We start from the raw sequence: 14,610 nt of genomic DNA, 5'->3' as shown, positions 1-14,610 counted from the left end.
CTTTAGTTTGCTAAAGCGTTAAAGCACTTATTTAAATTAACAAACTGAGAAATAGATGTCAACAATTTAAGCGGACTTTTTCAGAAACGTAAAAACCTCTCCGTTTTATCCGAAGAGGTGTTGGGTTCAATAGGAACTGACTTGATTAATGGAAGCGGCGATTTTCCTGCACGCTTCGAGCTTGCTTATATCGAGATTGCCACCACTGACGATGATGCCGGTGCGTGCGGACTTGAATGGCATGTGGCTATGGAGTACTGCTGCGACCGCTGTCGCGCCGGCTCCCTCCACAAGCATCTTCTCACGTTCGAGCATGAACAGGATGGCAGAGGCGATTTCCTGCTCACTGACGACGATCATGTCATCCACCAACGAACGGATGATCCGTGTCGTCAGCTCTCCCGGCTCCTTCACCCGGATGCCTTCCGCGATAGTCGGCAAGAACAGGGCAGGAAATGTATCGGATCCATGGAATGCCGAGGCGATGGCAGAAGCTGCTTCCGCCTGCACGCCCACGACCCGGACTTCCGGACGGAGCGTTTTGACGGCAAGGGCAGTACCTGCAAGCAACCCACCTCCACCGGCAGGCACTACGATCGTATCAAGAGCGGGGCACTGCTGGAGCATCTCCAGGGCGACTGTCGCCTGCCCTTCGATGACAGCGAGATCATCGAACGGGTGGATGAAGACCGCTCCCGACCGCAACTGCTCTTTCTTTGCTGCCGCGTATGCTTCATCGAAGTTCCGTCCGGTGATCTTGACGACCGCTCCGTACTGACGCGTCGCCAGCACTTTCGCTTCCGGTGTCCCTTCCGGCATGAAGACCGACACAGGCACCCCCTTTTCCCGGCCCGCCATTGCGACGCCTTGGGCATGATTCCCCGCGGATGCGCAAATGATGCCCTGTGCACAGGCATCATCGGGCAGCTTGCTGATCTTATTGAAGGCTCCGCGTACTTTGAACGATCCAGTCTTCTGTAAGTTCTCCAGCTTCAAGAACACTTCGCTCCCTGTCCGGCTGTTTAACGTCCGTGATTGCTTACAAGGTGTACGGTGAACAATCGGTGCCAACTTTTCGTAGGCGGCAAACAAGCCTAGCGTGTCATATGAATTCCCAACAAAACCATCTCCTCTTTTACTAGTAGGCCTTTACACAAGTTGCTTCGCTTCATAGGCCGCGATTTTTTCTTCATACTGGAACGTCAATGCGATTTCGTCCCAGCCCTTCAAGAGCATCTCTTTCCAGTAAGGGTCGATGTTGAATGAGTAACGGACCCCATCTTCCCCACTGACTGTCTGCTCTTCCAAATTCACTTTCAGCTCGAATGCAGCTTTCTTCCCTTTCTCCAGAAGCTCGGTCACTTCCTGATGGGCAAGTCGGATCGGCAAGATGCCGTTCTTCACGCAGTTGTTATAGAAGATATCCGCATAGCTCGGTGCGATGACCACTTTGAATCCATAATCAAGGATCGCCCACGGCGCATGCTCACGTGAGGAGCCGCAGCCGAAGTTTTCTTGGGCTACCAGGACCTCCGAGCCGGCATAGCGCGGATCGTTCAAGACGAAGTCCGGCGCTTCACTGCCATCGGGACGGTGCCGCCAATGATAGAACAAGTAACGGCCAAAGCCGGTCCGTTCGATCCGCTTCAGGAATTCCTTCGAAATGATTTGATCGGTGTCGACGTTCTTGCGGTCAAGCGGCGTCAAGACACTGGTGATTTTATTAATAGGTTTCATATGAACGCCTCCTCAATTAATTATGACAACACCGGTTCGTTCATGAATACGCGGACATCCGTCAAACGCCCTTCGACAGCAGCTGCTGCTGCCATGACCGGACTCATCAAGTGCGTCATAGAACCCGTCCCTTGGCGTCCTTCAAAGTTCCGGTTGGATGTCGAAGCACAACGCTCGCCGGCCGGTACAGCATCATCGTTCATCGCTAAGCACATACTGCAGCCCGTCTCACGCCATTCGAAGCCAGCATCCAAGAACACTTTGTCGATGCCTTCCGCTTCCGCCTGCCGTTTGACCGTTTCCGAACCTGGTACGACGATCGCTGTGACCGATGGATGCACTTTCCGCCCTTTGATCATTTCACTCGCTGAGCGTAAGTCACCAAGGCGCGCGTTCGTACAGGAACCGATAAAGACGTGCTGAATCGGAATGGACGAAAGTGGTGCACCTTCTTCCAACTCCATATAAGCAAGTGCTTGCTTCAACGCTTCCTGGTCTTCCGGATTTTCACAATCGTTGATGTACGGGACATGGCCTGCAATTCCCGCACCCATAGATGGGTTCGTTCCCCATGTGACAAACGGTGAGATTTCGTCCGCGTGAATCGTCAACACTTCGTCGTACTCCGCTCCAGCGTCACTAGCAAGTGCTAGCCAGCCTGCTGCAGCTTCTTCGAATGCCTCTTCTGCCGGCACATGACGGCGCCCTCTTAGGAATTCCACTGTCACTTCATCCGGACTGATCAAGCCGGCACGTGCACCTGCTTCAATCGACATGTTACAAACCGTCATCCGTTCTTCCATCGTCATCTTGCGGATGGCTTCTCCGGTATATTCGATGATATGTCCCGTCCCCATATCCACACCATACTTCGCGATGATGGCCAAGATAACGTCTTTTGCACTCACGCCGAAGCCAAGCTCTCCTTCGATGCGCATTTCCATCGTCTTCGGCTTCGACTGCCACAACGTCTGCGTCGATAATACGTGTTCCACTTCACTCGTTCCGATGCCGAATGCCAATGCACCGAACGCACCGTGGGTGGACGTATGGCTATCGCCACAAACAATGGTCTTGCCCGGCTGTGTCAGCCCGAGCTCCGGCCCGATGACGTGGACAATGCCTTGGTCCGGGTGATTGATGCCAGCAAGTGGCACACTGAATTCCTCACAGTTTTGCTGCAGGGTCTGGATCTGTTTCTTCGAGACCGGATCCGTGATCGTGTCACGGTTTCTTGTCGGCACATTATGGTCCATCGTTGCGAAGCAAAGATCCGGCCGCCGGACTTTTCGCCCATTCAGGCGCAGCCCTTCGAAAGCCTGCGGCGAAGTCACCTCGTGCAGCAGATGTAGATCGATATAGAGAAGATCGGGTTTTCCCTGCTCCGCATAAACGATGTGATCGCTCCAGATTTTTTCGATAATATTTTTAGCCATGATGATTGCTCCCTTCTTTTACACGTACGATAGCATGATGTGGTCCGAGACGAATTCCCGCTCGATTTCTTCGATCACTTTCTCAGCGAAGCGCGTAGTCGAGACGACTTGCTTGTCCCCTCCGCATACATCGCCAGTTCCGTAACCGTCTTCCAATACACTCTTCACTGCTTCCTCAATCGCTGATGCTTCCGTATGGAAACCGAACGAGTGACGCAGCATCATCGCAGCAGATAGGATGGCTGCAGAGGGATTCGCTTTGTTCTCCCCTGCTAAATCCGGCGCCGATCCATGTACAGGCTCGTAAAGGCCGAAGCCGTCTGCGCGTACACTTGCAGATGGCAGCATCCCTAGTGAACCAGTGATTACAGATGCTTCATCGCTCAAGATATCACCAAACATATTTTCTGTGACGATGACGTCGAATGTCGATGGTTCCGTGATCAGTTTCATCGCAGCAGCGTCGACATACAAATGATCCACGTCAACATCCGGATAGCCCTCTCTCACTTCTTCCACCACTTGGCGCCATAGCTTACTCGTCTCCAGCACATTTGCTTTGTCGACTGACGTCACTTTGCCTCGTCGCGTTCGCGCAATCTCAAATGCTTGCGTGACGATGCGTTTAATCTCTTCTTTCGTATAAACCAACGTGTCGATCGCTGAGCGTTCGTTGCGGCGTTTCGGTTCCCCGAAGTACAAGCCGCCTGTCAATTCCCGCAAGATCACCATATCGACGTTTTCCGCCACTTCTTTTTTCAATGGAGAAGAAGAGAGCAAGGAAGGAAACGCTTTGACCGGGCGGATGTTGGCATACAAGTCGAAATGCTTCCGGATCCCAAGCAACCCCTTTTCTGGACGCTTGTCCGCAGGGTTCTTATCCCACTTCGGCCCACCAACCGCTCCAAGCAAAATTGCATCACTCTGTTCACATGCCGTAATCGTCTCGTCAGGAAGAGGCTCGCCGTAACGGTCGATTGCTGCCCCTCCGATATCCGCTTCTTTCATTGTGAAGCTGTGTCCATAGCGCATCGCGATTGTCCGTAACACCTTCACCGCTGCTGCTGTCACTTCAGGTCCGATTCCGTCTCCAGGTAAGATTGCAATTGTTTTCTCCATTTCCTTCTCCTCCTCTGATTTAGTGTTTCAAGTCGTGATGGTTGCTTCAGTCTGTACATGGTTCTTCGCCAGCTGGCGGTTCACTGCATTCAAATAGGCTTTGGCGGTTGCTTCCAGAACGTCTTGTGCTACATCACGTCCGGTTACCGCCTCCCCTGCATACGTCATATTGATGACGGCTTCGCCAAGTGCATCACGGCCTTTGCCAATCGAGGTAACACGATAATCGAGGATGTGTGCTTCTTCTTCCACTAAACGTTCCAATGTATTAAAGATTGCTTCGACTGAGCCTGCGCCGGTCGTTGCTTCACGTACAACTTCACCAGCTGGGCGAGTAACGGAAACCGTTGCCGTCGGGATATTCTCTGTATCGTATTGTACTTGGACGCTTTCAAGCTTGTAGACTGGCGTTTCCTTGTCGCTGATTTGCTGATCCGTCAACAACACGAACAAGTCCGCTTCCACAATCTCTTTCTTCTTATCAGCAAGCTTCTTGAACTCCGCGAATGCTTTATTCAACTTCTCATCATCCAGTTCAAAGCCCATCTGGATGGCACGGTCACGGAATGCATGGCGTCCGGAGTGCTTCCCTAGCACTAGCTGAGTAGAAGCATCGCCGATCAATTCCGGTGTGATGATTTCGTATGTCAGCGGATTCTTCAACATGCCGTCCTGATGGATGCCGGATTCGTGCGCGAAAGCATTCTTTCCGACGACCGCTTTGTTCGGCTGGATGAAGCTACCAGTCAACTGGCTGACCATTTCGCTTGTCCGCTTAATTTCCTTCAAGTTGATATTCGTTTCGACTTCATAAATCTGTTTGCGGATATGAAGTGCGACGGCGATTTCTTCGAGTGCGACGTTTCCTGCCCGCTCTCCGATGCCGTTGATCGTCCCTTCAATCTGATCCGCTCCGTTCTCGATGGCTGCGAGCGTGTTCGCTGTCGCCATTCCAAGGTCGTTATGACAGTGGGCGGATAGCTTCACTCGCTCGATGCCTGGAACGGTTTCTTTAATGTAGCGGAACATCGCCCCATATTCCTGCGGTGTCGCATAACCGACCGTGTCCGGCAAGTTAATGGTCGTCGCACCTGCTTCGACTACCTTGCGGACGATGTATGCCAGGAACTCAGGATCCGAACGGGAAGCGTCTTCTGCTGACCATTCGACGAGCGGGAAGTACTTGCGTGCATACTTCACGGACTCGACAGCAATCTCCACAACTTCTTCCGGAGTCTTCATCAGCTTATGCTGCATGTGGATCGGTGACGTCGCGAGGAAGATGTGGAGGTGCGGCTGGACGCCGCCCTTCAATGCTTCCCATGCACTGTCGATATCCGAACGGACCGAACGTGCGAGTCCTGTCACGATGGAATCCTTCACAGTACTTGCGATGCGCTGTACTGCATCAAAGTCTCCTGGTGAAGCTGCCGGGAATCCCGACTCGATCACCGTTGCACCGAAGCGCTCCAATTGACGTGCAATCTCGATTTTCTCTGCAGTATTCAAGTTAATACCGGCTGATTGTTCTCCATCACGTAATGTTGTATCGAAAATGTCAATGTTCCGCACTGATGACCACCTCTTTTTGTTGTTGTTTCTTCCCTTCATTGACGAATGGCATCATTTCGCGCAGCTCGCGTCCGACCACTTCAATCTGGTGGGCTTCTTCAGCTCGCTCGATTGCTGTAAACTCTGGACGGTTCAGTTTGTTCTCCATCAACCAACCCTTTGCGAATTTCCCTGTTTGGATATCCGTCAAGATGTCTTTCATGCGCTCTTTCGTTGCTGCATCGACGACACGTGGGCCGGATACGAAGTCTCCCCACTGTGCAGTGTCTGAGATCGAATAACGCATTCCGGATAGACCACCTTCATACATCAGGTCAACGATTAGCTTCAATTCGTGCATACATTCGAAGTATGCGAGTTCCGGCTGGTAGCCTGCTTCGACGAGTGTCTCGAATCCCGCCTTCACAAGAGAAGTTACACCGCCGCAGAGGACTGCTTGTTCACCGAAGAGGTCCGTCTCTGTTTCTTCTTTGAACGACGTTTCCAGTACGCCTGCTCTACCTGCTCCGACTCCTTTAGCATAAGCGAGTGCGACATCCTTCGCTTGTCCTGAAGTATCTTGGTGTACTGCGAACAGCGCTGGTACGCCGGCGCCGGCTTCGAATGTGCGGCGAACAAGGTGTCCTGGTCCTTTCGGTGCTACGAGGATGACGTCCACGCCTTCCGGTGCTACGATCTGGTTAAAGTGGATATTGAAGCCGTGCGCGAATGCGATTGTCTTTCCAGCTGTCAGTGCAGGTGCGATCTGCTGTTCATAAATTTCCGTCTGGCGTTCATCAGGCGTCAAGATCATGATGACGTCTGCCGCCTCTGCCGCCTCTTTTACCGTCGTTACTTGCATGCCATCTTCCTGCGCTTGTTTGAATGATTTCCCTTTGCGTACCCCAACCACTACGTCGTGTCCTGAATCCTTTAAGTTTTGTGCATGTGCATGACCTTGTGAACCATACCCGATGATTGCGATTTTCTTGCCTTCCAATACTTGATCGTTTACGTCCTGGTTATAATACATTTTTGCCATTTTAATTTCCTCCTCAGATTTTGGGTTTTGTGTTTATAAAATCGTTACCGGAGCCGCAGCCATTTTCTGTGTTTCCCTGACCAATGCGGTCGTTCCGGTTCTTGTCAGCTCTTTCACGCCATAAGGCTTCAGCAATTCAATGAATGCTTCGATCTTCTCGGAACCGCCCACCACTTGGAAAGTGACGACGTCGCGGCTGACGTCGATGACATTCGGCCGGAATGGTTCGACCATGCTGTAGACTTCGTTGCGGATGGCGGGTGGCGCTGTCACTTTGACGAAGGCCAGTTCCCGTACCACCATTTCTTGATCGGTGATGTCATACACTTTCAGCACGTCAATCTGTTTTTGTAGCTGCTTCAGGAGTTGTTCGATCTTCCCGACGTCCTCTACGTTGACGGTGAAGGTCATTTTCGAGATACCCGGCCGTTCGGTGTATCCGACCGTCATGCTTTCAATATTGAATTGCCGTTTCATCATCATGCCGGTCACCCGGTTCAGCACACCGCTTTCGTTATTGACGATGACTACAATGATTCTTTTCACTCCACGTTCACTCCAATCATGTCGCCTAGTCCTTTTCCTGGCGCCACCATCGGGTAGACGTTCTCCAGTGCCAGCACCCGGCAATCGATCACTGCCGGCTCTTCCAATTCGAATGCTTCCTTGAACACGCGCTCCGCCTCTTCGATGGTCTTGGCCCGGTATCCCTTGATGCCATATGCTTCAGCCAGTTTGATGAAATCCGGTTGACTCGCGATGAGGGATTCGGAGTAACGTTCGTCGTAGAATGTCTCTTGCCACTGGCGGACCATTCCGAGGCTTTGGTTATTGAAGATCACCACTTTCACTGGCAATCGGTGTTCTTGCATCAAGGACAACTCTTGGAGTGTCATCTGAAAGCCTGCATCCCCGACGATGGCGACTACCTCTCTGTCCGGATGGGCGAACTGTGCGCCGATCGCGGCAGGGAGTCCGAAGCCCATCGTGCCGAGCCCGCCGGATGTAATCCAGCGATCCGGGTGCTGGAACGGATAGTACTGCGCCACCCACATTTGGTGCTGTCCGACGTCAGTCGAGACAATCGCCTCCCCCCCGGTCAGCCGGCCGATTAGCTCGACAGCTGCTTGTGGCATGATTTCTTCTTTCGCCTTGTAGCGAAGTGGATACATCGCTTGGTCCTGTGTGAGCTTCTTTCGCCACTCTTCAGTAGAGGTAGCTTCGAATTGCTGTTCCGCCAATTGCAGGAGTGCCTGCTTGGCGTCTGCAACAATCGGGATCGCTGTCGGTACGTTCTTCCCGATCTCTGCCGGGTCGATGTCGATATGGATGACTTTCGCGTTTGGTGCGAAGCTGGCTAAGTTACCGGTCAACCGATCGTCGAACCGTGCACCGATGTTCAGTAGGACATCGCATTCACAAATCGCTGTATTCGCTGTGTAAGTGCCGTGCATGCCAGCCATTCCGAAGAACAGCGGATGCTGTGCAGGCATCGTCCCAAGTCCAAGCAGCGTATTGACGACCGGGATCTCATAACGCTCGACAAACTGCCTCAGTTCGTCAGTCGCTTTCGCAGCGAGTACGCCAGCACCTGCAAGAATCAGCGGCTTGTTCGCTTGCGCCAGCGCATCAGCTGCTTTTCGGATCTGCAAGTAGTTCGGCCTTGTCACTGGCTGATAACCTGGCAGCCGGATCTCATCTGAATACTCTGCTGGCTCCATCAGTGCCGAGGAGATATCTTTCGGGACATCGATCAACACCGGTCCGGGGCGACCTGTCGAAGCGATGTGGAATGCTTCGTTGATGATACGCGGTAAATCCTCTGCTCGTTTTACTTGGTAGTTATGTTTCGTGATCGGCTGAGTGATACTGATGATGTCTGCTTCTTGGAATGCATCGGTGCCGATGACGGTGCTTGCTACTTGACCAGTGAAAATGACGAGCGGCAAGGAATCGAGCATGGCGTCTGCGATTCCTGTGACAAGGTTCGTCGCCCCCGGGCCGGATGTGGCGATGACTACTCCCGGATTTCCTGTGACGCGGGCATATCCTTCTGCTGCATGGATGGCTCCTTGTTCATGTCTTGCCAGGATGTGGCGAATCGGATTTTTGTAGAGCGCATCGTAGATTGGAAGCACCGCGCCTCCCGGATAGCCGAAAATCAGTTCCACGCCCTGCTTCTTCAATGACTGGATCAGTGTATCTGCTCCGCTGAATTTCATCTCTTTCTTCGTATCGTGCATTAGCTGGACTGCTGTGCTCAATCTTTACGCCTCCTCATCTTCATCTGTAAATAAAAAAACTTTCCCATCCCTACGCAAAGAATCATGTTCTTTGTGTAGGGATGAAAAAGTTTCATGGTACCACCCTAGTTCGCTGCATGTGCAGCCTCATGACAGAAGCTTCCTGTCTTTTCTGTAACGGCAATCTGTGAGAATTACCGGGAATACCTAATCAGCAGCTGCCTTTCAGTATCCCACTCGGAGGGGAGTAGCTAGATGGACATATTGCCGGCTTCCACCAATACCGGCTCTCTGTGAATATGTGATTCCATCGCATGCCTCTTCAACGTTTTTGCTATTCATTTTCCTTCATGTCCCCGAAATCCTTTGTGTGACTGGGTTCCGGTGAAGGTCTCTTGTAAATTGTTGTTATCATATCGCCTTACTTTCAACGTGTCAACATCTTAAAATTAAATTATCAACCAATTCAAACTATTAAAAACTAATGTATGCGTTTACAAGATTGATCCATCAACGCTTTGCGTTTTTTAATTTTTTTTTGAAATTATTTTTATTCCTATCGAGCACGTGTGTTTTTTCATAAGGAAAGTTAGCGAAAAGAGAGCGCTGCGCAGGAGAGAAATTGGTGAAAACGGCAAAAAACCGCTTTGAGATCCCAACAGGATCTCAAAGCGGTTCAGAAAGTGAATTATTTTACGATAGACGCAACAACGCCTGCGCCTACAGTACGTCCACCCTCACGGATAGAGAATTTAGTTCCTTCTTCAAGAGCGATAGGTGCGATTAGCTCAACAGTCATTTCGATGTTGTCGCCAGGCATAACCATTTCTACTCCTTCAGGAAGGTTACAAACACCAGTTACGTCAGTTGTACGGAAGTAGAACTGCGGACGGTAGTTTGTGAAGAATGGCGTGTGACGGCCACCCTCTTCTTTTGAAAGAACGTAAACTTCAGCTTTGAAGTTTGTGTGTGGCGTGATTGTGCCTGGTTTAGCCAATACTTGTCCACGTTGGATGTCGTCGCGGGAAACCCCACGAAGAAGTGCGCCGATGTTGTCGCCAGCTTCAGCATAGTCAAGCAATTTGCGGAACATTTCTACACCTGTAACAGTTGTAGATTTAGCTTCTTCAGCGATACCGATGATGTCAACAGTGTCGCCGACTTTAACTTGTCCACGTTCAACGCGGCCAGTAGCTACTGTACCACGGCCAGTGATTGAGAATACATCCTCAACTGGCATCATGAATGGTTTGTCAGTTTGACGTTCTGGAGTTGGGATGTACTCATCAACTGCAGCCATCAATTCCATGATTTTTTCTTCCCACTCTGCTTCGCCTTCAAGAGCTTTAAGAGCAGAACCTTTGATGACAGGAATGTCATCGCCAGGGAAGTCGTATTCAGATAGAAGGTCGCGAATTTCCATCTCAACCAACTCAAGAAGTTCTTCGTCGTCTACCATGTCACATTTGTTCATGAAGACTACTAGGTAAGGAACACCTACTTGACGTGAAAGAAGGATGTGCTCACGTGTTTGTGGCATTGGGCCATCAGCAGCAGATACTACTAGGATCCCGCCGTCCATTTGAGCAGCGCCAGTGATCATGTTTTTAACATAGTCGGCGTGTCCTGGGCAGTCAACGTGTGCATAGTGACGAGTAGCAGTTTCATACTCAACGTGAGAAGTGTTGATTGTGATTCCGCGCTCTTTTTCTTCTGGTGCGTTGTCGATCTGGTCGTAAGAACGAGCAGTACCACCTGATGCTTTTGCAAGAACTGTAGCGATTGCTGCAGTCAAAGTTGTTTTACCATGGTCAACGTGACCGATTGTACCGATGTTCGCATGTGTTTTGGAGCGATCGAATTTTTCTTTAGCCATTGGAAAATCCTCCTCAAGATTTAAATTATATTGTTAAAAAAGTGGCCTGGATGAACAGCAAGCCGCTATCCAGGCATATACACTATTTATACTTTATTAAAGGACAGAATTCAATTATTCGCCTTTATTTTTTTTGATGATGTCTTCAGAAATTGATTTCGGTACTTCTTCATAGTGGTCGAAGTGCATTGAGAACACACCACGGCCTTGCGTGTTAGAACGCAATGAAGTCGCATATCCGAACATTTCTGCAAGTGGAACCATCGCACGGACTACTTGAGCGTTACCGCGAGCGTCCATACCTTCAACGCGTCCGCGACGTGACGTGATGTCACCCATGATGTCGCCGAGATATTCTTCAGGAATAACCACTTCGACTTTCATGATTGGCTCAAGAAGAACCGGGTTAACTTTAGAAATTGCATTTTTTAGTGCCATGGAAGCGGCAACTTTAAATGCCATCTCGTTCGAGTCAACATCGTGGTAAGAACCATCGAATAGTCTTGCTTTGATGTCGATCAATGGGTAACCAGCGATTACACCATTGTCGAGTGAATCGCGCAAACCTGCTTCAACAGCCGGGATGTATTCACGTGGAACAACCCCACCGACGATTGCGTTCTCGAACTCGAAGCCAGCGCCTTCTTCGTTTGGAGAGAACTCGATCCAAACGTGTCCGAACTGACCGCGTCCACCGGATTGGCGAACGAATTTCCCTTCAACTTGCGCCGACTGGCGGAAAGTTTCACGGTAAGATACTTGCGGAGCACCAACGTTGGCTTCGACGTTGAACTCACGGCGCATGCGGTCAACGAGGATATCAAGGTGAAGTTCACCCATACCTGCGATGATCGTTTGACCAGTTTCCTGATCTGTATGCGCGCGGAATGTTGGATCCTCTTCTTGCAATTTCGCAAGGGCTTGACCCATTTTGTCTTGGTCCGCTTTTGATTTCGGCTCAACTGACAATGAGATAACTGGTTCTGGGAAGACCATGCGCTCTAGGATTACTTGGTCTTTCTCATCGCTCAATGTATCCCCTGTCGATGTATCTTTCAAGCCGATTGCAGCAGCGATATCTCCACAGTATACTTCAGAGATCTCTTCACGTGAGTTAGCGTGCATTTGCAGGATACGTCCTACGCGCTCGCGCTTACCTTTAGAAGAGTTCTGTACGTATGAACCGGATTTCAAAGTACCAGAGTACACACGGAAGAAAGTCAACTTCCCTACGTATGGATCTGTCATAACTTTAAACGCCAGTGCAGAGAAAGGCTCGCTTTCGTCAGCTTTACGCAAAACTTCCTCATCCGTATCAGGGACGATTGCAGTCATTGGCGGTACATCAAGTGGTGATGGCAGGTAGTCAATGACTGCATCAAGCATCAATTGAACACCTTTGTTTTTGAATGCAGTTCCGCAAACTACTGGGTAGAACTCGACATCCAACGTTCCTTTACGGATCGCTGCTTTAAGTTCAGCTTCAGTGATTTCTTCGCCGCCAAGATATTTCTCCATCAAGTCTTCATCAAGCTCAGCTACAGCTTCCACGAGTTTCGTGCGCCATTCTTCAGCCTGCTCTCTGTATTCTTCAGGGATTTCGATATCTTGTACATCTGTTCCCAAGTCATTTGCATACATGCGTGCGTTCATTTCGACAAGGTCAATGATCCCTGTGAATTGATCTTCCGCACCGATCGGCAATTGGATCGGGTGTGCATTTGCTTGAAGACGCTCGTGAAGAGTACCTACAGAATATAGGAAATCTGCACCGATTTTATCCATCTTGTTGATGAATACGATACGTGGTACTCCGTATGTCGTTGCTTGACGCCAAACTGTTTCAGTTTGTGGCTCAACGCCTGATTGTGCGTCAAGAACTGTTACTGCACCATCAAGTACACGCAGTGAACGTTCAACCTCTACAGTGAAGTCTACGTGTCCTGGAGTATCGATGATGTTGACGCGGTGTTCTTTCCATGAAGCTGTTGTCGCAGCAGAAGTGATCGTGATGCCACGTTCCTGCTCCTGCTCCATCCAGTCCATTTGAGCGCCACCTTCGTGCGTCTCGCCGATCTTGTGGATACGGCCAGTGTAGTAAAGGATACGCTCCGTAGTAGTCGTTTTACCGGCATCGATGTGAGCCATGATCCCGATATTACGTGTTTTGTCTAAGGAGAACTCTCTAGGCATATTGGTCTTTCTCCTTCCATTTCGGAATAAGATTTAATTTCTTTAACTAGAAATTACCAGCGGTAGTGAGCGAATGCTTTGTTCGCTTCTGCCATTTTGTGAATATCTTCACGTTTCTTAACAGATGCACCAGTGTTGTTCGCTGCATCAAGAATTTCGTTAGCCAGACGCTCTTCCATTGTTTTCTCTCCACGCAGGCGTGAGTAGTTTACAAGGTAGCGCAGACCTAAAGTCGTACGGCGTTCTGGGCGAACTTCAACCGGTACTTGGTAGTTAGAACCACCAACACGGCGAGCACGTACTTCAAGGACAGGCATGACGTTAGTCAATGCTTGCTCGTATACTTCAATTGGATCTTTACCGCTGCGTTCTTTTACAAGTTCAAACGCACCGTACAAGATTTTCTGAGAAGTACCTCTTTTTCCGTCGACCATCATTTTGTTAATTAAGCGTGTCACCAATTTCGAATTATAAATTGGATCTGGCAACACGTCACGTTTAGCAACAGGACCTTTACGAGGCATGTATGTTCCTCCTTTCAACGAAATCTATTCGTTCAGTGAAATTGTTCTTACTTTTTCTCTTTAGGGCGTTTCGTTCCGTATTTCGAGCGGCTTTGCATACGGCCGTTAACTCCAGCAGTATCAAGTGCGCCACGTACGATATGGTAACGTACACCCGGTAAGTCTTTTACGCGTCCGCCGCGAAGAAGTACAACACTGTGCTCTTGCAAGTTGTGCCCTTCTCCAGGGATGTATGCGTTGACCTCAATTTGGTTTGTCAACCGTACACGCGCGTATTTACGCAATGCCGAGTTCGGTTTCTTTGGAGTCATCGTACCAACACGAGTACAAACTCCGCGTTTTTGTGGTGAGTTCAAGTCAGTTCTAGACTTCTTGAAGCTGTTATACCCTTTACCCAACGCAGGTGATTCTGATTTCGTGCTTTTTGGTTTACGAGGTTTGTTAACTAATTGGTTAATTGTAGGCATCGATTTTTTCCTCCTCTCAAAAGGCGTTCTAATACCACATATCCAGGTGGTTCATTTTTTGGGTAAAAACAAAGTCTTTGTGTTTTATACACAAAAACCATTATTCGATAATCGCTACAGCAGCCGCTCCGACATGGATGCCGTATGCTTTGCCGAGTTCTATTCGCGAAGGCACCAAGGTGACTTCCACGTTCTTCGCTTTGGCGAGTCCGATGATCCGGTCAGTGACCTGAACATCCGCATCGCGTGCCACGAATACTTCGGCGACGTTGCCGCTTTGTAAAGCTTTTATCGCTTGCTTTGTACCAATGATCGGTTCACGTGTCGTTTTCACTTTCTCATAAGACATTTTCATATCCTCCAAAGTTTAGACAGCTAACCATCAACCCTCAACATGTTATCATCCATTAAAAAAGATGTCA

The 14,610-nt window shown here is 49.8% G+C and carries 13 protein-coding genes; all 13 read right to left on the bottom strand.

Features of this window, described 5'->3' with window-relative positions; all coding sequences use genetic code 11:
- Positions 1 to 126: 126 nt before the first annotated feature.
- The gene (locus GIW82_RS14420; RefSeq protein WP_154750659.1) at positions 127 to 1,071 is read right to left on the bottom strand and encodes a threonine ammonia-lyase; all 945 of its coding nucleotides are present in this window, start codon (positions 1,069 to 1,071) and stop codon (positions 127 to 129) included.
- A gap of 78 nt (positions 1,072 to 1,149) precedes the next feature.
- The gene (leuD, locus tag GIW82_RS14415) at positions 1,150 to 1,737 is read right to left on the bottom strand and encodes a 3-isopropylmalate dehydratase small subunit (protein ID WP_154750658.1); all 588 of its coding nucleotides are present in this window, start codon (positions 1,735 to 1,737) and stop codon (positions 1,150 to 1,152) included.
- A 20-nt stretch (positions 1,738 to 1,757) separates the two neighbouring features.
- A complete protein-coding gene (gene leuC, locus GIW82_RS14410) occupies positions 1,758 to 3,173 on the bottom strand; it encodes a 3-isopropylmalate dehydratase large subunit (protein ID WP_154750657.1) in 1,416 nt (471 codons plus the stop codon).
- Positions 3,174 to 3,191: 18 nt separating this feature from the next.
- Positions 3,192 to 4,292, bottom strand: a complete 1,101-nt coding sequence (leuB, locus tag GIW82_RS14405) for a 3-isopropylmalate dehydrogenase (protein ID WP_154750656.1) — start codon at positions 4,290 to 4,292, stop codon at positions 3,192 to 3,194.
- Positions 4,293 to 4,319: 27 nt separating this feature from the next.
- Positions 4,320 to 5,864 (bottom strand): 2-isopropylmalate synthase, encoded by a 1,545-nt coding sequence (locus GIW82_RS14400; RefSeq protein WP_370456255.1) that lies wholly within the window; start codon positions 5,862 to 5,864, stop codon positions 4,320 to 4,322.
- Positions 5,851 to 6,885, bottom strand: coding sequence for a ketol-acid reductoisomerase (ilvC, locus tag GIW82_RS14395; RefSeq protein ID WP_154750654.1), 1,035 nt, complete (start codon positions 6,883 to 6,885; stop codon positions 5,851 to 5,853). Before ilvC ends, GIW82_RS14400 begins: the two co-directional genes overlap by 14 nt.
- A 33-nt stretch (positions 6,886 to 6,918) precedes the next feature.
- A complete protein-coding gene (gene ilvN / locus GIW82_RS14390; protein WP_370456254.1) occupies positions 6,919 to 7,431 on the bottom strand; it encodes an acetolactate synthase small subunit in 513 nt (170 codons plus the stop codon).
- Positions 7,428 to 9,128 carry an acetolactate synthase large subunit gene (gene ilvB / locus GIW82_RS14385; RefSeq protein ID WP_195914066.1) on the bottom strand — a complete coding sequence of 567 codons (1,701 nt, stop codon included), beginning with the start codon at positions 9,126 to 9,128 and terminating at the stop codon, positions 7,428 to 7,430. The genes ilvN and ilvB overlap by 4 nt, the downstream gene beginning before the upstream one ends.
- 688 nt (positions 9,129 to 9,816) lie before the next feature.
- A complete protein-coding gene (gene tuf, locus GIW82_RS14380; RefSeq protein WP_154750651.1) occupies positions 9,817 to 11,004 on the bottom strand; it encodes an elongation factor Tu in 1,188 nt (395 codons plus the stop codon).
- A gap of 114 nt (positions 11,005 to 11,118) precedes the next feature.
- Complete coding sequence (gene fusA, locus GIW82_RS14375) at positions 11,119 to 13,197, bottom strand: elongation factor G (RefSeq protein ID WP_154750650.1); 2,079 nt, start codon at positions 13,195 to 13,197, stop codon at positions 11,119 to 11,121.
- A 53-nt stretch (positions 13,198 to 13,250) separates the two neighbouring features.
- A complete protein-coding gene (rpsG, locus tag GIW82_RS14370; protein ID WP_154750649.1) occupies positions 13,251 to 13,721 on the bottom strand; it encodes a 30S ribosomal protein S7 in 471 nt (156 codons plus the stop codon).
- Between the two features lie 47 nt (positions 13,722 to 13,768).
- Complete coding sequence (gene rpsL / locus GIW82_RS14365) at positions 13,769 to 14,188, bottom strand: 30S ribosomal protein S12 (RefSeq protein WP_154750648.1); 420 nt, start codon at positions 14,186 to 14,188, stop codon at positions 13,769 to 13,771.
- A gap of 100 nt (positions 14,189 to 14,288) precedes the next feature.
- A complete protein-coding gene (locus GIW82_RS14360) occupies positions 14,289 to 14,537 on the bottom strand; it encodes a ribosomal L7Ae/L30e/S12e/Gadd45 family protein (RefSeq protein ID WP_154750647.1) in 249 nt (82 codons plus the stop codon).
- Positions 14,538 to 14,610: the final 73 nt, after the last annotated feature.

Source organism: Planomicrobium sp. YIM 101495 (assembly GCF_009707665.1).
In the GTDB taxonomy this organism is placed as follows: Bacteria; Bacillota; Bacilli; order Bacillales_A; family Planococcaceae; genus Planococcus.
The sequence above is the reverse complement of the archived record's forward strand: the minus strand, read 5'-3'. Positions and strand labels throughout refer to the sequence as shown.